This is a genomic window from Natrinema sp. LN54 (genome assembly GCF_052439245.1).
GTDB classification, from domain to species: domain Archaea; phylum Halobacteriota; class Halobacteria; order Halobacteriales; family Natrialbaceae; genus Natrinema; species Natrinema versiforme_A.
The window spans coordinates 735,158-759,623 of record NZ_JBQVRP010000001.1 but is presented as its reverse complement, the minus strand read 5'-3'; the positions used below and the strand labels follow the sequence as shown (position 1 = coordinate 759,623).

Annotated in this window: 25 protein-coding genes; 16 read left to right on the top strand and 9 right to left on the bottom strand. The window is 67.4% G+C overall.

Annotated elements, in window-relative coordinates:
• Window positions 1-35 precede the first annotated feature (35 nt).
• Window positions 36-914 (bottom strand): thiamine-phosphate kinase, encoded by an 879-nt coding sequence (gene thiL, locus ACT4ML_RS03790; protein WP_444719662.1) that lies wholly within the window; start codon window positions 912-914, stop codon window positions 36-38.
• A gap of 98 nt (window positions 915-1,012) precedes the next feature.
• Between thiL and ACT4ML_RS03785 the strand changes: the two genes are divergently transcribed.
• The 3 genes from ACT4ML_RS03785 to ACT4ML_RS03775 all read left to right on the top strand — a co-directional run bounded on the left by ACT4ML_RS03785 (window position 1,013) and on the right by ACT4ML_RS03775 (window position 2,502).
• Window positions 1,013-1,468: a 30S ribosomal protein S19e gene (locus tag ACT4ML_RS03785; protein ID WP_138243783.1), complete on the top strand. Its 456-nt coding sequence runs from the start codon at window positions 1,013-1,015 to the stop codon at window positions 1,466-1,468.
• A 96-nt stretch (window positions 1,469-1,564) separates the two neighbouring features.
• The gene (locus ACT4ML_RS03780) at window positions 1,565-1,912 is read left to right on the top strand and encodes a DNA-binding protein (protein WP_138243784.1); all 348 of its coding nucleotides are present in this window, start codon (window positions 1,565-1,567) and stop codon (window positions 1,910-1,912) included.
• Window positions 1,912-2,502: a DUF7411 family protein gene (locus ACT4ML_RS03775; RefSeq protein ID WP_444719661.1), complete on the top strand. Its 591-nt coding sequence runs from the start codon at window positions 1,912-1,914 to the stop codon at window positions 2,500-2,502. Before ACT4ML_RS03780 ends, ACT4ML_RS03775 begins: the two co-directional genes overlap by 1 nt.
• A 69-nt stretch (window positions 2,503-2,571) precedes the next feature.
• On the opposite strand, the gene ACT4ML_RS03770 is transcribed toward ACT4ML_RS03775, so the two are convergent.
• Entirely contained in the window at window positions 2,572-3,621 is a 1,050-nt protein-coding gene (locus ACT4ML_RS03770) for a sensor histidine kinase (protein WP_444719660.1), read from the bottom strand.
• A 164-nt stretch (window positions 3,622-3,785) separates the two neighbouring features.
• Between ACT4ML_RS03770 and hisS the strand changes: the two genes are divergently transcribed.
• Window positions 3,786-5,084 (top strand): histidine--tRNA ligase, encoded by a 1,299-nt coding sequence (hisS, locus tag ACT4ML_RS03765; protein ID WP_444719659.1) that lies wholly within the window; start codon window positions 3,786-3,788, stop codon window positions 5,082-5,084.
• 160 nt (window positions 5,085-5,244) lie between these two features.
• On the top strand, window positions 5,245-5,778 hold the full coding sequence (locus tag ACT4ML_RS03760; RefSeq protein ID WP_444719658.1) for a DoxX family protein: 534 nt from the start codon (window positions 5,245-5,247) through the stop codon (window positions 5,776-5,778).
• 21 nt (window positions 5,779-5,799) lie between these two features.
• Here ACT4ML_RS03760 and ACT4ML_RS03755 read toward each other — a convergent pair whose 3' ends face one another.
• Entirely contained in the window at window positions 5,800-6,081 is a 282-nt protein-coding gene (locus tag ACT4ML_RS03755; protein WP_444719657.1) for a hypothetical protein, read from the bottom strand.
• Window positions 6,082-6,209: 128 nt separating this feature from the next.
• Between ACT4ML_RS03755 and ACT4ML_RS03750 the strand changes: the two genes are divergently transcribed.
• Window positions 6,210-7,694 (top strand): sulfatase-like hydrolase/transferase, encoded by a 1,485-nt coding sequence (locus ACT4ML_RS03750; RefSeq protein ID WP_444719656.1) that lies wholly within the window; start codon window positions 6,210-6,212, stop codon window positions 7,692-7,694.
• 48 nt (window positions 7,695-7,742) lie between these two features.
• Here ACT4ML_RS03750 and ACT4ML_RS03745 read toward each other — a convergent pair whose 3' ends face one another.
• Window positions 7,743-7,973, bottom strand: coding sequence for a hypothetical protein (locus ACT4ML_RS03745; RefSeq protein WP_444719655.1), 231 nt, complete (start codon window positions 7,971-7,973; stop codon window positions 7,743-7,745).
• Window positions 7,974-8,134: 161 nt separating this feature from the next.
• Here ACT4ML_RS03745 and ACT4ML_RS03740 point away from each other — a divergent pair, with 161 nt between their 5' ends.
• On the top strand, window positions 8,135-8,572 hold the full coding sequence (locus ACT4ML_RS03740; RefSeq protein WP_444719654.1) for a hypothetical protein: 438 nt from the start codon (window positions 8,135-8,137) through the stop codon (window positions 8,570-8,572).
• A gap of 13 nt (window positions 8,573-8,585) precedes the next feature.
• Here the strand turns inward: ACT4ML_RS03740 and ACT4ML_RS03735 are convergent, their stop codons facing one another.
• The 3 genes from ACT4ML_RS03735 to ACT4ML_RS03725 all read right to left on the bottom strand — a co-directional run bounded on the left by ACT4ML_RS03735 (window position 8,586) and on the right by ACT4ML_RS03725 (window position 12,224).
• Entirely contained in the window at window positions 8,586-9,002 is a 417-nt protein-coding gene (locus ACT4ML_RS03735) for a desampylase (protein WP_444719653.1), read from the bottom strand.
• On the bottom strand, window positions 8,999-9,988 hold the full coding sequence (locus tag ACT4ML_RS03730; protein WP_444719652.1) for an ABC transporter substrate-binding protein: 990 nt from the start codon (window positions 9,986-9,988) through the stop codon (window positions 8,999-9,001). Before ACT4ML_RS03730 ends, ACT4ML_RS03735 begins: the two co-directional genes overlap by 4 nt.
• A 373-nt stretch (window positions 9,989-10,361) precedes the next feature.
• On the bottom strand, window positions 10,362-12,224 hold the full coding sequence (locus ACT4ML_RS03725) for a molybdopterin biosynthesis protein (protein WP_444719651.1): 1,863 nt from the start codon (window positions 12,222-12,224) through the stop codon (window positions 10,362-10,364).
• A 146-nt stretch (window positions 12,225-12,370) separates the two neighbouring features.
• Here ACT4ML_RS03725 and ACT4ML_RS03720 point away from each other — a divergent pair, with 146 nt between their 5' ends.
• On the top strand, window positions 12,371-13,498 hold the full coding sequence (locus ACT4ML_RS03720; RefSeq protein ID WP_444719650.1) for a serine hydrolase domain-containing protein: 1,128 nt from the start codon (window positions 12,371-12,373) through the stop codon (window positions 13,496-13,498).
• Window positions 13,499-13,569: 71 nt separating this feature from the next.
• Entirely contained in the window at window positions 13,570-14,196 is a 627-nt protein-coding gene (locus ACT4ML_RS03715; protein WP_444719649.1) for a DedA family protein, read from the top strand.
• Between the two features lies 1 nt (window position 14,197).
• Here the strand turns inward: ACT4ML_RS03715 and ACT4ML_RS03710 are convergent, their stop codons facing one another.
• Entirely contained in the window at window positions 14,198-15,517 is a 1,320-nt protein-coding gene (locus ACT4ML_RS03710) for a molybdopterin molybdotransferase MoeA (protein WP_444719648.1), read from the bottom strand.
• Between the two features lie 387 nt (window positions 15,518-15,904).
• Here ACT4ML_RS03710 and ACT4ML_RS03705 point away from each other — a divergent pair, with 387 nt between their 5' ends.
• The 7 genes from ACT4ML_RS03705 (at window position 15,905) to ACT4ML_RS03675 (ending at window position 23,288) form a co-directional block, all read left to right on the top strand.
• Window positions 15,905-16,267, top strand: coding sequence for an Hsp20/alpha crystallin family protein (locus tag ACT4ML_RS03705; RefSeq protein ID WP_444719647.1), 363 nt, complete (start codon window positions 15,905-15,907; stop codon window positions 16,265-16,267).
• 76 nt (window positions 16,268-16,343) lie between these two features.
• Complete coding sequence (locus tag ACT4ML_RS03700; protein ID WP_444719646.1) at window positions 16,344-18,017, top strand: ABC1 kinase family protein; 1,674 nt, start codon at window positions 16,344-16,346, stop codon at window positions 18,015-18,017.
• Window positions 18,018-18,104: 87 nt separating this feature from the next.
• On the top strand, window positions 18,105-19,778 hold the full coding sequence (locus ACT4ML_RS03695) for an asparagine synthase-related protein (protein WP_444719645.1): 1,674 nt from the start codon (window positions 18,105-18,107) through the stop codon (window positions 19,776-19,778).
• A 48-nt stretch (window positions 19,779-19,826) separates the two neighbouring features.
• A complete protein-coding gene (locus tag ACT4ML_RS03690; protein ID WP_444719644.1) occupies window positions 19,827-20,900 on the top strand; it encodes a hypothetical protein in 1,074 nt (357 codons plus the stop codon).
• A gap of 385 nt (window positions 20,901-21,285) precedes the next feature.
• Window positions 21,286-21,660: a translation initiation factor IF-5A gene (locus ACT4ML_RS03685; protein ID WP_138243805.1), complete on the top strand. Its 375-nt coding sequence runs from the start codon at window positions 21,286-21,288 to the stop codon at window positions 21,658-21,660.
• The gene (gene speB, locus ACT4ML_RS03680) at window positions 21,660-22,508 is read left to right on the top strand and encodes an agmatinase (protein WP_444719643.1); all 849 of its coding nucleotides are present in this window, start codon (window positions 21,660-21,662) and stop codon (window positions 22,506-22,508) included. Before ACT4ML_RS03685 ends, speB begins: the two co-directional genes overlap by 1 nt.
• Window positions 22,509-22,793: 285 nt before the next feature.
• The gene (locus tag ACT4ML_RS03675; RefSeq protein ID WP_444719642.1) at window positions 22,794-23,288 is read left to right on the top strand and encodes an 8-oxo-dGTP diphosphatase; all 495 of its coding nucleotides are present in this window, start codon (window positions 22,794-22,796) and stop codon (window positions 23,286-23,288) included.
• A gap of 42 nt (window positions 23,289-23,330) precedes the next feature.
• Here ACT4ML_RS03675 and ACT4ML_RS03670 read toward each other — a convergent pair whose 3' ends face one another.
• On the bottom strand, window positions 23,331-24,305 hold the full coding sequence (locus ACT4ML_RS03670) for a quinone oxidoreductase family protein (RefSeq protein ID WP_444719641.1): 975 nt from the start codon (window positions 24,303-24,305) through the stop codon (window positions 23,331-23,333).
• Window positions 24,306-24,466: the final 161 nt, after the last annotated feature.

Here is a 24,466-nt window from a genome sequence, read left to right as displayed (position 1 = left end):
CTTTTCGTTTCCGGCCTTTCCACTCGGCTTCGTGCCTACCCGTGCGTATAGCCCCGATCCGCGAGCGACTCGCCGTCCATCGTGACGCCGTCGCCGGCGTCGCGGACGGACCCGATCGCCGCAAGCGGGACATCGGTCGCGTCCCGAGCCGCGGGAAGCGCCTCCTCGGGGAGCGTCGCGACGAGTTCGAAGTCCTCGCCGAAGGTCGTCGCGAGCTCGAGCGCCTCGTCGTCGTCATCGGCGACATCGCGGACGGCGTCGGCGATCGGTACGCGGTCGGACTCGATCGCAAACCCGCAGTCGCTGGCCTCGGCGAGCTGGTGGAGCGAGCGGGCAAGCCCGTCGCTCGAGTCCATCATCGCGGTCGCGTGCGGGGCGAGTCCCTGCCCGGCGGCGATCCGGGGCTCGAACCGAAACAGGTCGTTCGCCCGGTCCACGGCTCCGCGATCGAACAGGCGAAGCGCGGCCGCGCTCCGGCCGAGCGTGCCGGTAACGCAGATCACGTCACCGGGACGAGCGCCGCTTCGCGGAACGGGATCGTCGGTCCGGCCGATCGCGGTCGTCGAGACGGTGAACTCGTCGTGACCGTCGAGGTCACCGCCGACGTACTCGGTCCCGACCCGCTCGCAGACGTCGCTCGCGCCCCGAACGAACGCGAGCAGCTCCTCGCGGTCGAACGTCGGCGCGGCGTAGGCGGCGACCGCGGCCGTGGCCGGCGCACCCATCGCCGCCACGTCCGACAGGGACGCGCCGACAGCCCGCCACCCGGCCGTGTAGCGGCTCGTTCCGTCCGGGAAATCGGTTCGATCGTGGAGCATGTCCGTCGTCACGACCAGCCCGTCGACGACCGCCGCATCGTCGCCGGCCGCCGCGAGTTCGTCCGACAGGAGCCGCAGGGCGGCGCGTTCGTCCATACCCCCCGTTTCGACTCGAGGGCGAAAAACGGTCCGGGCCGGCGCGGGGCTGCCGAGATACGATGGTCTTAAATGCCGCGGACGGAAATCACACGCCAATGGCTACGATGTACGACGTTCCGGCGGACGACCTCATCGAGGCGCTCGCCGACGATCTCGCGGATCGACTCGAGGAACCGGAGTGGGGCAAATTCGCCAAGAGCGGCGTCGCGAACGAACTCCCGCCCGAACAGGACGACTTCTGGGCCACCCGCGCCGCGAGTCTCCTGCGCAAGGTCGCCGACCGCGGCCCCGTCGGCGTCGAACGACTCTCGACGGAGTACGGCGGCGCGAAGGGCGGCTCCAACCGCTACCAGGTCGCGCCCGACAAGCGCGCCGACGGCTCGAAGAACCTGATCCGAACGATCCTCCAGCAACTCGAGGAGGAGGACCTCGTCGAGACCGCCGAGGGTGAGGGTCGCCGAATCACCCCCGAGGGCCGCAGCCTGCTCGACGACACCGCCGGCAGCGTCCTCGAAGACCTCGACCGACCGGAACTCGAGCGCTACGCGTAAGTTGGAAACCCGTTTTCGCGTCGGTTTCACCCCCCAGAGCAACGCTTCCGTCGTCCGTAATCATTTTCCCGCGCGCCGAACAAGTAGGGTACAACGATGAGTGGCTCACCGGACGAAGAAAAACTCGAGGAGCTCCGACAGAAGAAAATGGAGCAGCTACAGGACCGCGCCGAATCCCAGGGCGAGGGCGGACAGGAGGCCGCACAGCAACAGGCCGAAGCCCAGAAGAAGGCCGTGTTGCGCCAGCACCTGACCGACGACGCCCGCAAGCGGCTCAACACCGTCAAGATGAGCAAACCCCAGTTCGGCGAGCAGGTCGAGCGACAGGTCGTCAGTCTCGCCCGCAGCGGTCGCATTCAGGGGAAAATCGACGACGACAAGATGAAACAGCTCCTCAAGGAGCTGAAACCCGACTCGCAGAGCTTCGACATCCAGCGACGGTAATGGAGCTCGGACTGCTCTACAGCGGCGGCAAGGATTCGACGCTCGCCGCGCTCTTGCTCGAGGAGTTTTACGACGTGACGCTGCTGACGGCTCACTTCGGCATCAGCGACGACTGGAAACACGCCCGGGAGACGGCCGACGCCGCCGGTTTCGAGTTCGAACGACTCGAGTGCGACCGCGCGGTCGCCGAGGACGCCGTCGACCGGATTCGCGAGGACGGCTTCCCGCGAAACGGCATTCAGCTGGTCCACCAGCACGCCCTGGAGCGCCTCGCAGCCCGGGAGTTCGACGCCATCGCGGACGGGACGCGGCGCGACGATCGCGTCCCGACGGTGTCGCGAGCGCAGGCCCAGAGCCTCGAGGATCGCCACGGGGTCGACTACATCGCACCGCTGTCTGGCTTTGGCCGATCGGCCGTCGACCGGCTCGTCGAGTCGCGACTGGACGTGATCGTCGGGCCGAGCGAGGAGATCGACAGGGCCGATTACGAGGCCGAACTGCGGACGCTGCTCGCCGAAGAAGACGGTCCCGGAGCGATCGCGGAGTGCTTCCCCGATCACGATCAGACGTACGTGACGAAAGTACGCTGACACGACCGCAGTGACGACGATCGGCTAGCCGCCGGTCGGCCGGGTCGATCGACCGGTCGACTCCCGTTCTCAGCCGCCGCGGGTGAACTCGAACCGGGCCCCGCCGGCCTCGCTTTCGGTGATTGCGACCTGCCAGCCGTGCGCGTCGGCGACGGCGCGGACGATCGCGAGGCCGAGTCCCGACCCCTCCTCGGAGGTCGAGTACCCCTGCTCGAGGACCTCCTCGCGCTCGTCTTCGGGGATGCCGGGACCGTCGTCGGCGACGAAGAAACCGCCGTCGCAGGGGCCGACGCGGATGTGGACGTCCTCGCGGCCGTGTTCGATGGCGTTCCGAAAGAGGTTCTCGAAGAGCTGTTTCGCCCGGAGCGGGTCGACCTGCAGCGTCCGGTCGCCGACGGTCTCGTAAGTGGCCGCGTCCGTTTCGACGACCGTCCACGCGTCGCTCGCGAGTTCGACCAGCGGCACGTCGTAGGGGTCCTCGACCTGCGTGCCGCTCCGGGCGACCGAGAGGGTCTCCTCGATCAGTTCGTCCATCCGGGTGAGCGCCGCGTCGACTTCCTGTAGGTGCTCCGGGTCGCCGCTCGTAAACGCCGCGCGAAGCCGCCCCTGAGCGACGCTGAGCGGGTTTCGAAGGTCGTGGCTGACGACGCTCGCGAACTCCTCTAAGCGCGCACTCTGGCGCTCGGCTTCGCGGACGGCGGCCCGCTGTTGGATCTCGTAGATACCGGCGACGGTCCCCGCGCCGACCCCGACGGTTCCGCCCATCAGGAGCAGGTACAGCGGCGCTCTGGCACCGGTCCCCTCGAGATACAGCACGTAGAGGTGAAGCGCCGTCACGAGTACCGCGGCGAGGAAGCCGCCGAGTCCGTAGCCGAAGACGGTGAGTCGATCCCGCATCGACACGTCTCGGGACACCAGCCAGCGGTCGGCGGAGACGACCGCCGTGGCGGCCACGAGCGGAAAGACGCTCTCGAGGAGCGCTCGCGTCGAGGCGTGCTCGAGGGCGAGGCGAGCGCCGATGATCGCCGCGAGGAAGAGGCCGAGTGCGGACAGCGGCGACACCGGCAGTTGCTCGCCGATCTCCGCGACCCAATCGTCCTCGTCGGCCACGCGTTGCACAGTGACTCCTTGGCGCAGGTCGCTATCAATTTACGGGACGGTCTCAGGGCGGGGGGTATCGAACTAACGGGACCGGGTGCTGAACCAAACGTCCGACGGTCGACGCTCGCGGCGGCCGTGTCGGAACGAAAGGATAGAAGTTCGCCGTCCCCGAACGAGTTCCCATGTACGACCGGATCAAGGGCTTTCGTGACTTCTACCCCGGCGAGATGTCCGCACGGCGGGCGACCATCGACGTCTTAGAGGAGACCGCCCGCGAGTACGGGTTCCGGGAGATCGGAACGCCGGCCTTAGAGCGCGCGGAGCTGTGGACCGACAAGAGCGGCGACGACATCGTCGACGAACTCTACTCGTTCGAGGACCGGAGCGGCCGCCACGTCACGATGACCCCCGAACTGACGCCGACCGTCGCCCGGATGGTCGTCGCGAAACAACAGGAGCTGTCGAAGCCGATCAAGTGGGTCTCGACGCGCCCGTTCTGGCGCTACGAGCAGGTCCAGCAGGGCCGCTACCGCGAGTTCTACCAGACCAACGTCGACATCTTCGGCTCCTCGGAGCCGGAGGCCGACGCCGAGATTCTGGCGTGGGCCGCCGACGCGCTGACGAACCTCGGGCTCACCGGCGAACACTTCGAATTCCGCATTTCCCACCGCGATATCCTCGGCGGCGTCCTCGAGAGCTACGAGGCCGAGGTCGACACCGAGGCGGCGATCCGCGCGGTCGACAAGTCCGATAAGATTTCCCAAGCCGAGTACCACGACCTGCTGATCGACGCGGGGCTCACCGCCGAGCAGGCCGCCGAGTTCGACGACCTCATCGCCGAGGGCGACCTCGAGGCGGTCGAATCGTTCGCCGACACCGAGCGCGTGACGGCGGCGGTCGAAAACCTCCAGAACGTGCTCGCCGCCGCCGAGGACTTCGGCGCCCGCGAGTACTGTACGATCTCCCTCGAGACGGCCCGCGGACTGGACTACTACACGGGCGTCGTCTTCGAGTGCTTCGACTCGGCCGGCGAGGTCTCGCGGTCGATCTTCGGCGGCGGCCGCTACGACGACCTGATCGAAGGCTTCGGCGGGCAGCCGACGCCCGCGGTCGGCGTCGCGCCGGGACACGCGACGCTGCCGCTCCTGTTGCAGCGGGCGGGCGTCTGGCCCGAGGAGGAAGTGACGACCGACTACTACGTCCTGCAGGTCGGCGAGACGCGGTCGGAAGCGTCCCGGATCTCTCGAGCGCTCCGTGATCGGGGACACGTCGTCGAGACCGATGTCGCCGGTCGCTCGTTCGGCGCGCAACTTGACTACGCCGACTCGATCAACGCCGAGACGGTCGTCATCGTCGGCGAGCAGGATCTGGCGAACGACGAGGTGACGATCAAGGACATGGACTCGGGCGACCAGACGCAGGTGCCGGTCGACGAGTTCCCGGGCGACCGCGAACGGCCGACGTTCGAGGATCTGGCCTGAGCGGATCGACCGGCGACGCCGCGCGAGCGACTCCGCCGTTCGCTCTTCTTCTTAAAGTCCCTCCATCGCGTGGGGGTTTCGACGCTGCTCCCGGTAAACGGGAATTGAGGCCGGTATTAACGTTCGAGAGCGCCAATCCTCAATCGAAAGGTGACCACCAATGTCCACTAACGACGCCACCGTCCAATGGCTCGGCAGGCGGGAAGAGTTCGAGTACGCCGATTCGGTCGCCGGCTACACGCTGGTGGCGGTGCGGCTGCTCGTCGGGTACTGGTTCCTCCACTCGGGCTGGGGGAAGTTCGCGTTCGTCGCCGGGGAGCCGTTCAACGCCGCGGGCTACCTGCAAAACGCCCAGTCGCCGATCGCCGGCCTCTTCGAGGTCGTCGCCGGCACGCCGTGGCTGCTCGAGCTCACGAACGTGATGATCCCCGTCGGCGAGTTCCTCATCGGACTGGGGCTCGTCTTGGGCGCGCTCGTTCGGCTGGCCGCCTTCTTCGGTGGCGTCCTGATGGTGCTGTTCTACCTCGGGAACGCCGACTGGGCGAACGGCTACGTCAACGGCGACCTGCTCGGGTTCGTCATGTTCGTGATCGTCGGCGTCTTCGCCGCGGGCCGCATCCTCGGCGTCGACGCCTCCCTCGAGGGAACCGAGTTCGTCCGCCGCCGGCCGTGGCTGCGATACCTCCTCGGCTGACCGCGGGCGGCTCGGGACCCGTTACCGCTCTCGTTTTTTCGGCGGTTCGCGCCGTTTCGCCGCGTCGCTCGTTCGGTCGTCAGCAGCGCCCGTTCGTTCATCGCGGGGCCGTGTCCGTTCGTCTGCATCGCTCGAGGGGCTGGCTCGCTCGTCCGCCGGGAACCGGTCGTCTGCGTCACGGCGTTCGACCGGCGAGTGCCCGGTCTCGACGAAGTGGTCGATCATCGCCCGACTGAGTTCGCTCGCGTCGGCTCGGTCGACTCGGTACCGCCACTCACACTCGCCGCAGTACGCGCTCGGCACGCGTGGACCGTCGAACGGGGATCTAATGAACGGTGGGGTTCACACCGCGGTGTCTTATGTAGGGCCGCTTGCCGTCGGGGCCGCGTGCAGGTCCCACCCTTAACTTCGGCGGCGATGTACCACGGTCGATGGCCGACGCTGACGCCGACACCCGACCGAACGTCCTCTTCGTGCTCACCGATCAGGAGCGATACGACTGCAGCGCACCCGAGGGGCCGCCGGTCGAGACGCCGGCGATCGATCGGCTCTCGAGCGAGGGCGTTCGATTCGAGCGGGCGTGTACCCCGATCAGCATCTGCTCGAGCGCTCGAGCCTCGCTGCTGACCGGCCAGTTTCCCCACGGCCACGGGATGCTGAACAACTGCCACGAGCCGGACGCGATCCGGGCGAATCTCCCGGCCGACATGCCGACGTTCTCGGAGGAACTCGTCGCCGCCGGCTACGACCTCACCTATACGGGCAAGTGGCACGCCGGCCGCGATCAGACGCCCGCCGATTTCGGCTTCTCGTATCTCGGCGGCAGCGACAAACACCACGACGATATCGACGCAGCGTTTCGCGAGTATCGCGAAGACCGAGGGACGCCCGTCGGCGAGGCCGACCTCGAGGCGGAAATCTACACCGGTGACGACCCGAGAGACGGGGACGAGGGAACGTTCGTCGCCGCGAAAACGCCGGTCGACGTCGAGGACACGCGGGCCTACTTCCTCGCCGAGCGGACGATCGACGCGATCGATGACCACGCCGAGGGCGACGGTGACACCCCGTTCTTCCACCGGGCGGACTTCTACGGCCCCCACCACCCCTACGTCGTCCCGGAGCCGTACGCCTCGATGTACGATCCCGACGAAATCGAGCCGCCAGCGAGCTACGCCGAGACCTACGACGGGAAGCCCCGGGTTCACGAGAACTACCTCGCCTATCGCGGCGTCGCCGACTTCGAGTGGGAGCTCTGGGCCGAAGCGATCGCGAAGTACTGGGGGTTCGTCACGCTGATCGACCACCAACTCGAGCGGATCCTCGATGCCCTCGCGGAGCACGGTTTGGCCGATGAGACGGCCGTGATCCACGCGTCGGACCACGGTGACTTCGCCGGGAGCCACCGCCAGTTCAACAAGGGACCGCTGATGTACGACGATACCTACCGGATCCCGCTGCAGGTCCGCTGGCCGGGCGTGGCCGACGCCGGAGCGCGCAGCGAGACCCCGGTTCACCTGCACGATCTGGCGGCGACCTTCCTCGAGATGGCCGACGTTCCGGCCCCGGACAGCTTCGATTCCCAGAGCCTCGTGCCCTTGCTCGAGAACGGTGGCGAGCCGCCCGCGGACCTCGACTGGCGGGAGTCGACGTTTGCCCAGTACCACGGCGACGAGTTCGGCCTCTACAGCCAGCGGATGGTTCGCACGGAGAACTACAAGTACGTCTACAACGGCCCCGATATCGACGAACTGTACGACCTCGCGGCCGATCCCGCCGAACTGCGGAACCTCGTCGACCACCCCGAATACGAGGAGATACGACGGGACATGCGAACTCGATTGATCGACTGGATGGACGAGACCGAGGACCCGAACCGCGTGTGGGTAACCGACGTACTCGAGAACGGATCCTAATCCCGGTTACGGAGCCGGTGGCGGACGACAGAGAGACGCCCGTCGTCGCTAGACCTTGTCTAGCCCGAGCGACCGGATTCCCGTGATCGTGACGAGGACGACGAGCGAAAGGACCACTGCCAGCCCGACGACGTTCGTAACGATGCCGACGTGGGGAAACTGAGGAATCAGTGCGGAGACATCGAAGAAGTGCCGGACCGCAGCCCGGAGCACGAGGTAGACCAGAGCGCCGATTCCGACGCCCTCGAGCACGAAGATGAGGATATAGTAGTTCTTCATGATACGAAATTCCGGGACGGGGTTAGTAATTGTCACGGCCAGCTGTCATCTGTCGGAACCGTTGGCGTCCCGCCGGACGGCGAACGGAAGCGTACGTTTACGGTGTCGAAGCCGATACGTCCGTCCATGATCGCCGCCACCGACGGACCGGAGGGGAGCCGATGACGAGAGACGACGACCAGTCGCCCGCCGATCTCCGCGAGGAGGCTGCCAGAGCCGACGAGATTGCTGACGCCCTCGAGGACCTCCTCGCGGAACTGCGCGACGAGGAGATTAAGGACTCGCGGCTCGAGGGGCTGTTCGACGAGGCGAGTTCGAGCAATCCGAACATCTGGAACACCGTCACGGCGTTCATCGATGTCGAAGACGGCGAGGCGGTCGTCACTGACGAATCGAAGTTGGCACAGGGCAGTTGGGCACCGGAGATCGTCGAGGGCTGTGACGCGATGATCACGGTCGATATCGAGTACGGCATGATGCCGGACGACTTCACGTACATCGTCGGCAAGAAGTTGAGCCAGCGGATCGAGGAGTTCCGGGAGCAGGCAAACGAGGCGCGACAGCAAGCCGAGGACCTCGAGGACGAATCGGCTGACTGACCGCCGGCTCCGGTCAGTCGAGGACGAGTTCTTCTCGCTCGAATCGCTCTTGGTCACCCGTCCGCCAGCGCCACGACCCCACCCCGAGCGGCTCGAGCGAGACGATCAGATACGAGCGATCGGGCCACGTCGCCTGCGCCGCGTCGGTCGCGCTCGGCCGCGGCGGGCCGCGGGGATGGGAGTGATAGAAGCCGACGATCTCCTCACCGCGGTCCTCGAGTCGGTCGAAGATCGCCAACTGCTCCTCGGGATCGATTTCGTACCGCGTCCGCGGCGTCTCGGCGACGTTTTCGGCCGGGTACTGCGACCGCACGCGACTCCGGCCCTCGGGCTCGTACTCGCCGCCGAGGACGCCACAGATTTCCGCGGGCCGGCCCCCGCGGGCGCGCTCGAGGATCGCCTCGCGGATCGCGGTCGGGAGGGCGATCACGGGCTCGAGTCGACCTCGGCTCGCGCGTCGGAGTCGAGTGGTTCGCGCCCTGTCTCGGGCGTCTCGAGGGCCTCGAGTTCTCCGAACGGAACTGCGACGTCCGGATCCGGGCCGTCGAATCGGTCGGGAGACACGATCGGTGCCAGCGCCTCGAGCGTGTCCACCAGCCGCGGGCCGGGCCGATTGAGGTACTGGTCGCCGTCCATCGCCCAGACGCGGCCCTCGCGGACCGCCGTCAGTTCGTCCCAGCCGTCGCGGTCGGTCAGGTCGGTCCGGTTCGCCGCGGTCTGCTCGAGGTCGAAGCCACAGGGCGCGGCGATCACGATTTCCGGGTCGTACGCGCGGATGTCGTCCCACTCGCGGGGGCTCGAGGCCTCGCCGATGTCGGCCAGCCCGTACTCGCCGCCGGCCCAGTCGACCAGTTCGGCGGTCCAGTGGCCCGCGATCATGACGGGATCGGTCCAATCGAAGATCGCCACGCGCGGGCGGTCCTCGGCGGTGCGGTCGGCGGTCCGCTCTCGGACCGTTTCGATTCGGGCCTCGAGATCCCGTCGAACCGCTCGAGCCCGATCCTCGCACCCGACTGCGCGGCCGATTCGCTCGAGATCGTCCAGGACGTCCGCGACGCTGTGGGGGTCCGTCGGGACGATTTCGGGATCGGCGTCGATCCGGTCGACTGCGTCCTCGATCACCGCCACGTCGACCGCACAGACATCGCACATCCCCTGCGTGACGATTACGTCCGGCTCGAGCCCGTCGAGCGTCTCGACGTCGACCTCGTAGAGGCCGCCCTCGGTGTCGGCCGTCTCGAGCACCTGCTGGTCGATCTCGCCGCTCGAGCCAGCGGCATCGATCGGCGAACTGGTGACGGCGGGTGCGGACGCGGCGCTCGGCGGGTAGTCGCACTCGTGGGAGACGCCGACCGGCTCGAGACCGAGCGCGGCGACCGTCTCGGTGGCCGAGGGGAGCGTCGTGACGATTCGCATGGCTCCTCGTAGGGGGCGGGCGACCAAAAACGGCGGCCTCGAGATCGGGATTCATCGACGGCCGTTCAGACGAATGTCTACCCATAGTTTTAATCATCTTATAGAAATAGTGTTTTATATGAATGTTTTAATTCAAATCGCTGCCCTCGGAACGGTACTACTCGGAGTGGCCTACATCAGTATTCCGCGAAAAATGCACAGCTATAGTTTACACTACGTACTCAGCGACACATTGTCCGTAACCGAAGTCTGGCTCTATCGATTACTTGGAATCGGACTCATTGTAATCGGACTACCGCGACTACTGTGAGACAGTACCCTGCAACAACTCTCCCGTCAGTATTCCTGCAACGTGTGCTGGCTCCCAATATCGCTACTCGGGCGAGATATCCGACAGCGTCGCCTCGAGTTCCCGAACGCCCTCCTTCTCGGTGCGGTCGGGATTCGCCAGTACTCGTACGGGTTGCTCGCCGAGCGAGACGAAGCCGAGATCGAGCCGCTCGGCCGTTTCGCGCAGCCCGAGGCCGGCGTCGGCGTCGCCGGCGATGACCTTCCGGGCGGGGCTCTCGTGGGCGCGCAGGCCGAGATCGAAGCCGTCGATCGCGTCGACGATCTCGCGGCGATCCGATCCGCGGTCTTCGGCGAGGTCGGCCACCGCAGCGCCGAGACTCGAGCGCAGGCCGGAGTCAGTCGTCCGATTGACGAATCGCAGGTCGCGATCGATCAGGTCCTCGAGGCCCTCGATCTCGTCGGGGTTGCCGGGCCGGACGACCAGTCCCCACTCGCGAGTCCACTGGCCGAGTACCGTTGCGTCGCCCGTGTCTCGCTCGATCGGGCCCGCGGCGACGGCCACGTCGGGGACGCCGTCGCGGAGCCGCCGCAGCCCGGGTCTGCTGCCGACCGAGAGGTAGCGCGGGTTCTCGAGGCCGTCGAGTACTCGCGAAAACGTCGGGTCGTCCTCGCCGACGCCGAACAGCGTCGGCGGCCGGACGTCCGGCGAGAACAACGTCACCGTGAGGCGTTCGCCCGCCTCGAGGTAGTCAGTCTCGGGGCCGACCTCCACGACGCCGTCGGCGTCGGCGAGGCTGGTCGTCGCGCCGCTGCCCTTGTCGACGGGGTAGACGAGCGGTTCGCCGTTTCCGTCTTCAACCAACCCGACGGGCATGAGCCGGTGGCGACCCTCCTCGTAGCGCTCCTGCCGGGCGAGCCGTCCGGAGACGGTAGCGGCCGCCGGTTCCGGTCTCCCGGCGGCCTCGCGGATCGCCGGCGCGACGAAGGTTCGGAAGACCATCATCGCGGAGACGGGGTAGCCGGGGAGTCCGACGTACGCGGAGTCGTCCAGCCGGCCGATCAGCATCGGCTTCCCGGGCTTGACGCTCACGCCGTGGAGCAGCAACTCGCCTTCCTCCTCGATGACTCGGTAGATGACGTCGACCGCGCTCGCGCTAGTCGATCCCGAGGAGAGCACGAGGTCGCACTCGTCGGCCGCGGTCCGGAGGATCCGTTCCATTTCGTCCTGTTCGTCGTCGGCGTGGGGGTAGAGGACGGCCTCTCCGCCCGCGTCTTCGACCCCCGCGGCGATGGTGTAGCTGTTGACGTCGTAGATCTCGCCGCGCTCGCTCTCGAGGTCGTCGCCCGGCCGCACGAGTTCGTCGCCGGTCGAGACGATTCCCACGCGCGGTTTCGCCCGGACCGGCACCTCGTCGATCCCGAGCGCGGACAACAGCCCGATGTCGCGGGGCGTGATCGTCGTTCCGGGCCCGAGCGCGCGCTCGCCCGCAGCCACGTCCGCGCCGGCGAACATGACGTTGTCGCCGGGGGCGACCGCCGTGCGGACCAGGACCTCGTCGCCCCCCGCATCCGTATCGGTCCGTTCCACGGGTACCATCGCGTCCGCGCCGTCGGGCATCACTGCGCCCGTGGATATTTCGACGGCCTGTCCATCCTCGAGCGCCACGTCGGGCTTCTCGCCGGCGTGGACCTCGCCGACGATGTCGAGCCGAGCGGGATCGGCCTCGTCCGCACCGAACGTGTCCCGCGCGCGCAGCGCGTAGCCGTCCAGACTCGCCCGGTCGAAGCCGGGCACGTCGAGTTCGGCGTCGAGTCGGGCCACGAGCACCCGGCCGCGCGCGTCCTCGAGCGGGACGCGCTCGATACCGCCCTCGAGGGCCAGCGAGTCGATCGCTGCGCGGGCCTCGTCGGGGGTCGCGAGATCGCGGAACTCCTTGCGGTTCATACCGGCCCTTCGGCCGCCGCGGCTAAAAACGTCGGTCGATTCGGGCTGTCGTCCGCAGCCGCGGACCACGCTCCGCCCCCTCTCGCCATCATGTGTCATGTTCTCGTACGACAATAATTAAGCGTCCGCCCGGAGAGGTGCGAGCCATGTCACGGCTGTCCGAGACCGACCGCGAGCGCATCGCCGATCTCTTCGATCGCCACCTCGAGGTCGGCCTCCATCACGGCGCACAGCTGGCCGTCTACGTCGACGGCGAGTCCGTGATCGACCTCGCGGGCGGCGTCGCAGCGCCCGACGGCCCCGCGGAGACCCGCGAGACGCGACACGTCCTCTTCTCGAGTACGAAACCCTACGCCGGGGTCACGTTGCACTCGCTCGTCGAGGAGGGGGAACTCGCGTACGACGACCGCGTGGTCGACCACTGGCCCGAGTTCGCCGACGGGGGAACCGAGAAGGCCGAGATAACGGTGCGACAGGTTCTCAGTCACACGTCGGGGCTCAACCGGGGCGAGATCGACGACCGGCCCGACCTGTGGGGCGACTGGGACGCCGTCGTCGAACACCTCGAGGCGATGGAGCCCAATTTCCCGCCGGGCGAAGTCCCGGCCTACCACGCGCTCACCTTCGGCTGGCTCGTCGGCGAACTCGTCCGCCGCGTGTCGGGCACGCCAATCGAGGAGGCCGCTCGAGAGCGGGTCTTCGATCCGCTCGGACTGGACGACACCGGGATCGGCCTGCGGGAGGACGAAGACGACGCCGTCGCGACGCTGGTCGGCTTCGACCCGTTCGACCGCTGTCGTGACCCCGGCGAGGGCCTCGGGGACAACGCCGAGGTCGCCGCGCCGTTCAATTCCGAGGAGATCCACCGCGCCGTGATCCCCGCCGCCAACGGCATCGGGACCGCCGGGGACATGGCCCGGTTCTACGCCTGTCTCGCCAACGGCGGCGAACTCGAGGGCTCCCGAATTCTCGAGCCGGAGACCGTCGAGGAGATGACGACGGTACAGGCCGAGACGGAGTCCGACGGCACGATCGGCCGGGAAGCCCGGTTCGCGCTCGGCTTCTGGAAGGGCGGCACCACGGTCGCGCCGTACGGCTCGCTCTCCCCCGACCGCGCGTTCGGCCACGCCGGCCTCGGGAGCAGCGTCGGCTGGGCCGACCCCGCGGCGAACATCGGGTTTGCCTACGTGACGAACGGCGTGCGGGAGGGCTCCTACGAACACGTCGCCCGCGTGAACGCGCTGGCCGACGCGGTTCGGCAGGCGCTCGGGTGATCCAAACGCCGTCTCCCCTTCCCCGAGTACGCTGACCAAACGGTGATACGTCACCCGTTCCTACCCCGACTATGGCGGATTTCGGGACGGCCGCACTGCGCTTCATTCAACTGTACGGCCCGATCGCACTGTTGGTCTTTACGTTCCTCGAGACATCGATGCTCTTCCCGTTCTTTCCGAGCGAGGTCGTCGTCCCGGCCGCGGCCGCGCTGTTGATCGTCGATCCGATTTCGTTTCTCGTCTTCGTCGCGGCGGCGGCCGTCGGCGGGACCGTCGGAGCTTTCGTCCCGTTCTACGCGTTTCGCGGCCCCGGCTCGCGCGGACTCGGCCGCCTTCGCGAGCGGATCAACGTCTCCGAGGACGCGACCGAACGCGGCCGGCAGTGGTTCCGCCGCTGGGGACAGTCGTCGGTCTTCTGGGGCCGATTCCTGCCGGCGTTGCGATCCGTCGTCTCCATCCCGGCGGCGCTCGCCGGCATGTCGCCGGTCCGGTTCGGCGTCTACACGGCGGCCGGCACCGTCCTGTTCTACGCGGCCGTCGGCGCGGTCGTCTACTACGGGCGGCAGCGATCGCTCTTCGCCGCCGCCGGCTCCGTCGCCGCCGAGCGGCCGGTCCTCACTGCAGTATTCGCTGTCGTCGCCCTCGTAGCGGGGCTCCTACTCGTCACGCGACACCGACGAAAAGAACGAAGCTACTAGCTCAGGCGTTCGGTTCCCAGTCCTCGACGGCGACCGTTTCGCCGGCCGAAATCCCCTCGCGGTCGTCGTCGACGACCACCCAGCCGTCGGCCAGCGCGACGCTCGAGAGGACGCCCGACCCGCTGGTTCGCGTCGGAATCGCCGTGAAATTCGGCTCGTCGCCGCCCGGTTCCACCCCGTCGCCGTCGCGTTCCTCGAGTCGCACCCGTGCGAACGTCCGCGTGCCGGGCTCGCTCGGGATCTTGCGCTCGAGTCGGGCCCGCGTAGTCGGGTGGGGGTCGGAGGTCGTTCCCTCGAGCCAGCGCAGGACCGGCCGGACGAACTGGACGGCGTTGACGATACAGGCGACGGGATACCCCGGCAGTGCGAGGACGGGCGTCTCCTCGACGATTCCGAGACAGACGGGGTGGCCGGGTTTGAGGCCGACGCCGTGGACGAGCACCTCGCCGAGATCGTCGATCACCTCGGGTAAGAGGTCGCGTTCCCCGACGCTCGAGCCGCCGGTCGTGACGATCACGTCCTTCGTCAGATCCCGCTGGATCGCCACGCGAAGCGACTCGGGGTCGTCGGTGACGACGTCGCGGTAGGTCGCGCGAGCGCCCCAGCGCTGGGCCAGCCGCGAGACGGTGAGCCCGTTGGTTTCGACCACCTCGCCGGGGTCGGGGTCGCCCGCGACGAGTTCCTCGCCCGTCGGAATCACGCCGACCGTGGGCTGTCGGGCGACCGCGACGCGGCCGTAGCCCGCCGACCGCAACAGTCCCAGATCCGACGGCCGGAGCCGGTGGCCCGCGTCGTAGAGGTGTTGGCCCTCTTCGATGTCCTCGCCGACGGGCGCGACGTTTTCCCCCTCCGCGATCGCGTCCTCGACCTCGAGTTCGCCCGCCGACTCGAGTTCGGTGACCCGCTCGATCATGACGACGCCGTCGGCGCCCTCGGGGAGCGCGCTACCGGTGTGGACCCGCGCGGCCGTCCCGGGGTCGATGCGGTCGGCCGTGGCGTGCTCGCCGCCGGCCTCGGCCGGTTCGGCGATGCGCAACACCTCCGGCGACCGGTCGCTGGCCCCGAACGTGTCCGCGGCCCGAACGGCGTAGCCGTCCATCGCCGCCCGCTCGTAGTGGGGCACGTCTCGAGCGGACGTGACGGGGGCGGCGAGGACGCGGCCGTCCGCGCGGTCGACGTCGACGGTCTCGGTCCCGCAGGGGACGTCCGCGTCGGCGTCGCCACTCCCCTCGACTGCGTCCCGCAGGATCCGGCGCGCCTCGTCGACCGGCGTCCGAACCTTGAACCCGGCTTCCGTCCGCTCTCGGTCGGCACCTTCCATACCCTGAATCGGGTCGTCGGAGGGCAAAAGCGTGGGGGAACCCGTCGCCGACCGCGCGACTCGAGGGGCCAGCTTGGGGTGGCGCGCGCTGTCGGCCGTCTGAGCGCTAGCGAAGGCGGCCGATGACATTGCGCGAGGGATGAGCGAACGGAGTGAGCGAATCGGTTGGGGAGGGCGTGGCTCCTCCGTGTTGCCACGATAGCAGGACGCTGCCTTTTCCGGACGATTACGCTATCCCTTCCGCATGTATGGAATTATCTGCCCAGAGTTGACGTGATGGGTGAGAGCGTGCTGCTATCGTGGCAACAGGGTATTTCCTTATCCCTCGTACGAGTTCGGATCGCCGCGACCGCGGCCTTTTTCGTATCGGCGTTCGAACCAGTATCTATGTCAGCGCTCCGCGACGCGTTGCGGGACCTCTCCGATGACGTCTTTTTCGATCTGCTCGAGAGCGAGGACGCCTACCTGCTCGTGCTCGACGTGCCCGGCGTCTCCGCCGAGTCGCTCAACCTCGCGATCGAAGAGGGAGAGATATCCATCGACGCCCACCGCGACAAAGAGCCCACGGGTGACTACCGCTACCTCGAGGAGAACCGCTCGCTCTTTCTCGACGTCGACCTCCCGCTGCCCGACGACGCCTCCGACGCCGGGGCCGAGGCGACGGTCAACCGCGGCGTCCTCGAGGTGACGCTCCCGAAACGCGGCGCGGGTGAGGAGACGACGATCGATATCGTCGACGAGGACGCCTAACGCGGGGTGACCGAGGCTGGCCTCCCTCCGCGCCTATAAGCGGTTCGTCGTCGTCGCGTGGCAGTTCCTCCCGCTGTTGCTCGCCTACGCCCGCGACCGACGGCGCTTCCTGCTGTTCGGCCGGCGCCGGCAGGTCGATTCCGAGACGCACCGCCACCGGGCCGAGGTGTTGCTCGAGTCGCTGCTGACTCTCGGGCCGACCTTCATCAAACTCGGCCAATTGCTGTCGACCCGCCCGGACGTGCTCCCGCCGGCGTACATCGACGTGCTCGCGTCGCTGCAAGACGACGTGCCGCCGGCCCCCTGGCCCGGGGCGAAACGGGTGCTCGAGGCGGAACTCGGTCCCGTCGACGAGCGCTTCGCGGAATTCGACACCGAGCCGATCAGCGGCGCGAGTCTGGGACAGGTCTATCGGGCCCGCCTCGAGCCCGACGCCGAGACGGGAGACGGTGACGGCGTCGACGGCGATGCAGCGGCGACCCCTGCCGACGGCGAGCGGAGCCGCGACGTCGCCGTGAAGGTCCGCCGACCGGACATCGAGGCCCTCGTTCGGGCCGATCTGCGCGTCATCAAGTGGTCACTACCGATCTTGCTGTACTTCGTCGACGACGCCCGGTCGTTCTCGCTCGAGAACCTGGCCGAGGAGTTCTCGAAGACCATCCGCGAGGAGATGGACTACGAGCGCGAGGCCGAGATGCTCGCCGAGATCAGGGGCAACTTCGCGGGCGACGATCGCTTCATGATCCCCGACGTGATCGAGAGCCACTCCGGCCCGCGCGTGCTCACGATGGAGTACGTCGAGGGGACGAAGATAAACGATGTCGAGGAACTCGAGCGTAAGGGGATCGACCGGACCACGATCGCGGAGAACTTGGAGCGGTCGTACCTGCAGATGATCATGGACGACGGGGTCTTCCACGCCGATCCGCATCCGGGCAACCTCGCGGTGACCGACGACGGGCGGATCGTCTTCTACGACTTCGGGATGTCCGGTCGGGTCGATCCGTTCGTCCAAGAGAAGATCGTCGACTTCTACATCGCCGTCGCCAACCAAGATATCGACGGCATCCTCGACGCGCTCGTCGAGATCGGCACGCTGTCCCCCGACGCCGACCGCGGCGTGATGGCCGAGGTGATGGAGATCGCCATTCAAGACGCCCGCGGCGAGGACGTCGAGCAGTACCGCGTCAACCAGATCGTCGGCCAGATCGAGGACTCGATCTACGAGTTCCCGCTCCGGCTCCCGAAGAACCTCGCGCTCGTGTTGCGTGTCGCGACCGTGGTCGAAGGCGTCTGTGTCACGTTAGACGAGGACTTCGACTTCATCTCGGTCGCGACCGACTACCTGACCGAGCAGGGGTATCGCGAGGAGTCGATCCGGCAGTACATAGACGAGACGGGCCGACAGCTCCGTCGGACCGGTGAGTCGCTGACCAGACTCGCACCCAAGGCCGAGCGGGCGCTCGACCGGCTCGACCGCGACGACCTCCACGTCCGCATCGGCGTCGAGGACTCGGCGGACGTCTTCGAAGACCTCGCCAAACGGCTGGTCTACGGCATGTTGCTCACGATGTCGCTGTTCTCGATGGGCGTCCTCTACGCGCTCGAGGCACCGAGAGCGTCGGTCGTCGCGGCGGTCTTTGCGGTGTTCGTGACGATCCAGCTCTACCGATCCTTCCGCTCGCCGACATCGATCGGGACGCGACCGCAGTTCACGCGACAAAACCTGCGCCAGCGCCGCGACGAGTGATGACATACAGTTCATCGGCGACTGAATATCGCCTCGAGCGGAGTATCCATTCCATTACAATGTCCGATGTGCCGGTTCGGACGGGTAATGCCGACAGTACTGCTCGCGAATCCCAACGCCGAGGTCGTCAGTCGGGACGAGCGCCGGTGGATCCTCTGTGGAACGCACGCACACGAACTCCGCGCGGAGATCGACGCCGGAGCGGATTTCGAGGCGATCAAAGCACTCCACGACTCGCTGCCCGGTGAGGGAACGATCATCGTCCTCTCATCTCGCGCGGACGAGCCGACGATACGCGCCCACCGCGGCATCACGTCGGCCTACGAGGTGTTCTACTGCCTCGACTCGAGCGGCGAGCCCGTCCTCACCGACCTGTTCCGGAACGCCCTCGCCCGACTCGAGCCCGCCGATCGGACGGTTCCGGACCGGGCGAAGGCCGACCACCTGCTCTACCGGACGACGCCGATCGACTCCTACGTCGAGCGGATCCACCGCCTCGGCCACGGCGAGACGCTCACGTGGACGCCCGGAGAGACCACGCCCCGAACCGAACTGACGGAGACGCTCGAGCCCGAGCCCGATCTCTCTCCTACGAGCGCACACGACCGGCTCGACGAGGTGTTGTCGGCGGTCTGTGCCCCGATCGCGGACGACGCCTCGCTCATGCTCTCCGGCGGCGTCGATTCGACCGTCCTCGAGCCCTACCTGACGAACCCGACCGAGAGCGTCACCGGCGCCTTCGACACGCCCGAACTCGAGTTCGAACGGGAGTACGCCGACCGGGCGAACGACCTCGTCGAGACCGACCGCGAGGTCGTCGAAATGTCTGAATCCTCGTACCTCGAGCGTCTCGAGGTGGCCGTCGACGCGCTGGGGATGCCGCCCCACCAGCTCCAGACGCCGACGTTCGACGGGATCTACCGCGAGTTTGAGGGCTCCGACACGCTCGTCAGCGGACAGGTCGCGGACGCCGTCTTCGGCCTCGGCGGCTCGCTCGAGGTCGCTCGCAAAGTCTGGATGACACGCCATCTCGGGTACGTCCCGCCGGTCGTGGCGAAACTGCAGCAACACCGGGACGTGCTCGAGCGACTCCGCCGACATCCGTCCGATCCCGACGGGCAGGGACTCCAGTTCGCGGTCTACACGGACGTGCCCTCCGTCGTCGAGACGATCGGTCGCCGACAGTACGAGCGACGACAGCGCGAGCGCTACGAGTACGCGATGGACCGCGTTCCCGACGCCGGCGGGGACAGCTACGCACAGCACGTCCACGTCGGGCAGTGGATCGACTTCTTCTGTGAAGACGCCGTCACCGTCTGGCGGCAGGCCGGCCTCGCGCGAGGCTGTGAGATGTACACCCCGTTCGCGGGCAAGGCCGTCGCCGAACTCGCGCTCGGGCTCTCCTCGCCCGAACGGTACGTCCGCGACGGCGAGCCCAAACACGTCCCGAAGCGACTGCTCGGCGAGTGGTACCCCGAGTACGACCGGAGCAAGCCGAAGGGCAACGGCAACTTCCCGGCCGATCGCTTCCTCTCGACGGGGCCGCTCGCGTCCGTCTTCGACCGCTACGAGGTCCCGGAGTTCGCACCGGACATCTCCGGCGAAATCGTCGACCACTCGCCCGGCCTCGCGTGGAATCTGGCCGGCTACGCCGTCTGGCGCGACCGCGTCCTCCGAGCGGACGACCTCGAGCCGGTCTCTCATACTCGGACCGTGTCGGTGCCCTCGAGCGCACCCCGGTCCCCGGGAGAGACGGTCTAAATCGCGGTGGCCCCGAGCTTCTTTCCACGCCGGGATCGAACGGCCGGTATGGAGTACGAGGCAATCGCCGACCTGCCGCTGACGATCGAGGGGGTATCGACCGACCGCCTCGAGCGCGAGACCTCGAGCGAGTTTACCCGCGTCACGACGGAGGTTTCGCTTACCGGGCCAGCACCGGACGGCGACGGGACGGTGACCGGCCGCGGCGAGGACGTGACCTACGAAACCGAAGACCACGACCGGTTGGCGGAGTCAGGGCTGCCCGACCTGACCGGCGAGTGGACGATCGACTCGTTTTCCGCGCGGCTCGCCGACTGCGATCTCTTTCCGGGCGGTGCGCCCGACCGCGAGGTCTTTCGAAACTATCGGCGGTGGAGCCTCGAGAGCGCCGCGCTGGACCTCGCGCTCCGGCAAGCGGAGACCGACCTCGAGAGCGAACTGGGGCGCACGTCCGATCCCGTCCGGTTCGTCGCCAGCACCCGACTCGGCGAGCCGCCGACGACCGACCGGCTCGAGTCGCTGCGCGAGCGGGTGCCCGACCTCGAGTTCAAGCTCGATCCCATCCCGGCGTGGGACGCGGAGCTGGTGGCCGCCATCGGCGAGACCGTCGGGACTGACGCGGTCCGCATCCTCGATCTGAAGGGGCGGTACGAGGGAACCGAGGTGGACGTGCCGGCCGATCCGGACCTGTACGAGCGGGTGCTCGAGGCATTCCCCGAGGCCGTGATCGAGGACCCGGCGCTGACCGACGAGACGCGGCCGCTCTTCGAGGACTCCGCCGTGCGATCCCGCGTCTCGTGGGACGCCCCGATCCACGGGATCGCGGACATCGAGGCGCTGCCGTGGGAGCCCGACTGGCTGAATATCAAACCCTCGCGCTTCGGCTCGCTCGAGTCGCTGTGCGAGACGATCGCCTACTGCGACGAGCGCGACGTGCGACTGTACGGCGGCGGCCAGTTCGAACTCGGCGTCGGCCGCGGCCAGATCCAGCGGCTGGCGTCGCTTTGCTATCCCGACGGACCGAACGACGTGGCGCCGCGGGCGTACAACGACCCCGATGTCGGAGACGGCTTACCGCGGAGTCCGCTGGAGCCGTCGACGGAGTCCGTCGGATTCCGCTGAGAACGGTCGCGCCGGGTCTCTACTGGCGTCTGGTTCAAAAGGGGGGCTTGGAGTATCGGAACGGTGACTCGAGTGACTCGTCGGTGCCGCCGGCGTCGATACCGTCGTACGTAGCCAGTAGACTTTCGGGTTTCGGACTGTTTCGAAGAAGTCCGGGGTGGACTGGATGGATGTGAGTTCTGCGGTCCAGCCTGGATGTGAGTTTTTTACCCGGACATTCGTCCGGTTGCAGCCTCCAGATGAAAAGGATGAGGGTTTCGTCAATCTGCGAATCGCTGCACTGAGCCGAGTCGGATCGGCGCCTGAACCGGCCCTGTTAGCACATCGAACGCACGCCAGCGGCCATTCCAAACGGTTTATGCACGTCGATTGATTACGCCGGGACATGGCGAAACAGCAGACCGAAGTTCGCGAACTCCAGGAAGGAAGCTACGTCATGATCGACGACACGCCGTGTAAGATCAACGCCTACTCGACGGCGAAGCCGGGCAAACACGGCAGCGCCAAGGCTCGTGTCGAGGCCGAAGGCGTCTTCGACGGCAAGAAGCGCTCGCTCTCCCAGCCGGTCGACGCGAAGATCTGGGTCCCGATCATCGAGCGGAAAAACGGACAGGTCGTCTCCGTCGACGGCAACGACATGCAGGTCATGGACCTCGAGACCTACGAGACGATCACGATGCGCATCCCCGACGACATCGATGTCTCCCCCGACGAGAACATCGAGTACCTCGAGATGGAAGACCAGCGAAAGATCGTCTGATGTTTCCCGGGGCGACCGACGACGGCGAGGCGACCGACACGGCGGATCGACCGACCCGTGACGGCGCGAACTTCGTGGTCGTCGGTGCGCCCCTGGACGCAACGACGACCTTTCAGCCGGGGACCCGATTCGGGCCCCGACGGATCCGTTCTCTCGCCGAACCGTTCGACGATTACGACTCCCGAACGGACCAGCACTTTTCGACCCTCGGCGTCGCCGATCGCGGCGACGTTCGGGCGTGGAACGACGTTCCGGAGTACCTCGAGTACCTTGCGAGCACCCTGCGGGAAGCCGTCTGGAACGACGCCGTCCCGCTGGTGCTGGGGGGCGAACACACCGTCTCCCTCGCGGGCGTCCGCGCGGTCGAACCCGAGGTGTTCGTCTGTCTCGATGCCCACCTCGACCTGTACGACGCCTACGACGGGAATCCGCTCTCCCACGCCGCCGTCACCCGGCGCATCCTTGAGGACGTCGACAGTGTCGAGGAGGTCGTTCTCCTCGGGGCTCGCACCGGCAGCGAAACCGAGTGGGAGCGCGCCGCTGCGGACGACGTGACCGTCGTTCCGCCCGAGGCGGTGGGCGAGTGGTCGCCCGGCGACCGACTCGCGGACCGCGAGGTCTACCTGAGCGTCGACATCGACGCCGCCGACCCCGGATACGCGCCGGGAACCGGGACGATGGAGCCGTTCGGCCTCGAGCCCCGCGAACTCCGCGACGTGGTGCGATCGGTCGCACCCCACGCGAGCGGGTTCGACGTTGTCGAGGTCAACGACCGCGACGACGGCCAGACGGCCGCGCTGGCCGCGAAACTGGTTCGGGAGTTCGTCTTTTCGCACGCGGACGGGTGACATCGGCTCGTTCTTCGGCGGTGTACTGCCGTGGCGCGTGCTGAGCGACAGGTCGTCAGTGCGAGCGGTGACTGAAAGGAACCGCGAGTCGAGGGCGACCTGTCGCACAACCCCACGCGAGGGATGAGCGAACGCCGGTAGGCGTGAGCGAATCGGCTGGGGAGGGCGTGGCGATCCCCTGTTGCCACGATAGCAGAACAGCCTTTCCGGACTATCGTCTCCCCACGAACTCGAGTCCCCTCGGAGAGCGTACACCCTTTTCACGCTCCGAGCGAACCCCCAACCATGATCGAGGCGACGCTGTGTTTCCCGCTGCGAGACGGCGGTGACGCTGCGGCCGACCGCGAGGTGCTGCTCATCGAGAAACGCCGCGGGCTCGGCGAGGGCTGGTACAACGGTCCCGGCGGCAAGTGCGAACCCGGCGAGACGCCCCGGGACTGTGCGATCCGCGAAACCGAGGAAGAGGTCGGCCTCGAGGTCTCGGACCTCGAGAAGGCGGGCGAACTCCGATTCCTGCTCGACGGCGAGGTACACACCTTCTGTCACGTCTACCGCACCCGCTCGTTCGCCGGCGAGCCCAGCGTCTCCGAGGAGGCGTACCCGGAGTGGGTTCCCGTCGATGACGTGCCCTACGACCGGATGTGGGACGACGATCACCTGTGGCTGCCGGGCGTGCTCGAGGGGAAAACCGTCGCCGGCGAGTTCCGATTCGAGGGCGGCGAACCGCTCGACGAAGCCGAGTTCGTCGATCACGACCTCGAGTGGGACGTCTCGTTCTGATCGGTCGGTCGCTCCCGCTCGATTTACGATTCGATCACCGAGTTACGGCTTCAGTACGACCTTCCCGGAACTCTTCCGGGCTTCGATGTACTGGTGGGCGTCGGCCGCGTCCTCGAGCGCGAACGACTCGCCCAGAATGATCTCGAGGTCGCCGCCCGCGAGTCCCTCGGTCAACTCGGGGACGGCCTGCATGACTCGCGACGGATCGTGCATGGAGGCCTGCCCGAGGTGGAACCCTTTGACCGTCTTGTTCTCGAAGAGCAGGCGCTGGTTGCTCACTTCGGCGGGGACGCCGCTTGCCACGCCGTAGGTGACCATCCGGCCGAAGTGGGTCATCGCGTCGAGGCTGCGCTCGAAGACGTCGTCGCCGACGCTCTCGAGGACGAGATCGACGCCCTCGCCGTCGGTTTCGGCCTCGACGACCTCGCGGAAGTCAGTCTCGGTGTAGTTGATCGGGTGGTCACAGCCCAGATCGGCCGCGAGGTCGAGTTTTTCCCGCGTGCTCGCGGTGCCGAAGACTTCAGCGCCGGCGTTCGACGCCAGTTGGACGGCCGCGGTGCCGACCCCGCCGGCTGCGGCCTGAACGAGGACGGATTCGCCCTCCTCGAGGCCGCCCCACTCGAAGAGACACGCGTGGGCGGTGAGGAACTGGACGGGGAACCCGGCCGCCTCGTCGAAGCTCATCGCCTCTGGGATCGGGAAGAGCAGGTCCGCGGCGGCGGTGACGTACTCGGCGTAGCCGCCGGTGTCGAGCATGCCGACGACGCGGTCGCCTTCCGAGAGGTCCTCGACGCCGTCGCCGACCGCGTCGACCGTTCCCGCGGCTTCCATGCCGGGGACGTAGGGGGCGTCGGGGCCGTCCGGATAGTGGCCGCGCCGTTGCATGATGTCCGCGAAGTTGATCCCGGCCGACTCGATGTCGATTCGAACCTCGCCCGCGTCAGGTTCGGGGGTCGGCACGTCGACCACGGAGAGTTCGTCGCTGTCGCCGTAGGACTCGACTTCGATCGCTTTCATATCGGAATTATACCGGCGTGACTCGCATAAAGGTGTGAGAACCGGGGGAAACAGATGTTTCGTTTATAGTTTCCCGCCGCGGTGGTTCCGGCTCATGACAACGTGGCCCCTGCGATCGACTCGCGAGTCGGCGTTCGGCCTTCGCATGGTTTAAGCCCGCG

Coding starts and splice junctions, on each gene's coding strand:
- ACT4ML_RS03730 (WP_444719652.1), bottom strand. CDS start 9,988: ATGCGAATCGTCACGACGCTCCCCTCGGCCACCGAGACGGTCGCCGCG.
- ACT4ML_RS03750 (WP_444719656.1), top strand. CDS start 6,210: ATGGCCGACGCTGACGCCGACACCCGACCGAACGTCCTCTTCGTGCTC.
- ACT4ML_RS03670 (WP_444719641.1), bottom strand. CDS start 24,305: ATGAAAGCGATCGAAGTCGAGTCCTACGGCGACAGCGACGAACTCTCC.
- speB (WP_444719643.1), top strand. CDS start 21,660: ATGTTTCCCGGGGCGACCGACGACGGCGAGGCGACCGACACGGCGGAT.
- ACT4ML_RS03780 (WP_138243784.1), top strand. CDS start 1,565: ATGAGTGGCTCACCGGACGAAGAAAAACTCGAGGAGCTCCGACAGAAG.
- thiL (WP_444719662.1), bottom strand. CDS start 914: ATGGACGAACGCGCCGCCCTGCGGCTCCTGTCGGACGAACTCGCGGCG.
- ACT4ML_RS03715 (WP_444719649.1), top strand. CDS start 13,570: ATGGCGGATTTCGGGACGGCCGCACTGCGCTTCATTCAACTGTACGGC.
- ACT4ML_RS03760 (WP_444719658.1), top strand. CDS start 5,245: ATGTCCACTAACGACGCCACCGTCCAATGGCTCGGCAGGCGGGAAGAG.
- ACT4ML_RS03710 (WP_444719648.1), bottom strand. CDS start 15,517: ATGGAAGGTGCCGACCGAGAGCGGACGGAAGCCGGGTTCAAGGTTCGG.
- ACT4ML_RS03685 (WP_138243805.1), top strand. CDS start 21,286: ATGGCGAAACAGCAGACCGAAGTTCGCGAACTCCAGGAAGGAAGCTAC.
- ACT4ML_RS03675 (WP_444719642.1), top strand. CDS start 22,794: ATGATCGAGGCGACGCTGTGTTTCCCGCTGCGAGACGGCGGTGACGCT.
- ACT4ML_RS03695 (WP_444719645.1), top strand. CDS start 18,105: ATGCCGACAGTACTGCTCGCGAATCCCAACGCCGAGGTCGTCAGTCGG.
- ACT4ML_RS03725 (WP_444719651.1), bottom strand. CDS start 12,224: ATGAACCGCAAGGAGTTCCGCGATCTCGCGACCCCCGACGAGGCCCGC.
- ACT4ML_RS03740 (WP_444719654.1), top strand. CDS start 8,135: ATGACGAGAGACGACGACCAGTCGCCCGCCGATCTCCGCGAGGAGGCT.
- hisS (WP_444719659.1), top strand. CDS start 3,786: ATGTACGACCGGATCAAGGGCTTTCGTGACTTCTACCCCGGCGAGATG.
- ACT4ML_RS03785 (WP_138243783.1), top strand. CDS start 1,013: ATGGCTACGATGTACGACGTTCCGGCGGACGACCTCATCGAGGCGCTC.
- ACT4ML_RS03775 (WP_444719661.1), top strand. CDS start 1,912: ATGGAGCTCGGACTGCTCTACAGCGGCGGCAAGGATTCGACGCTCGCC.
- ACT4ML_RS03720 (WP_444719650.1), top strand. CDS start 12,371: ATGTCACGGCTGTCCGAGACCGACCGCGAGCGCATCGCCGATCTCTTC.
- ACT4ML_RS03705 (WP_444719647.1), top strand. CDS start 15,905: ATGTCAGCGCTCCGCGACGCGTTGCGGGACCTCTCCGATGACGTCTTT.
- ACT4ML_RS03745 (WP_444719655.1), bottom strand. CDS start 7,973: ATGAAGAACTACTATATCCTCATCTTCGTGCTCGAGGGCGTCGGAATC.
- ACT4ML_RS03690 (WP_444719644.1), top strand. CDS start 19,827: ATGGAGTACGAGGCAATCGCCGACCTGCCGCTGACGATCGAGGGGGTA.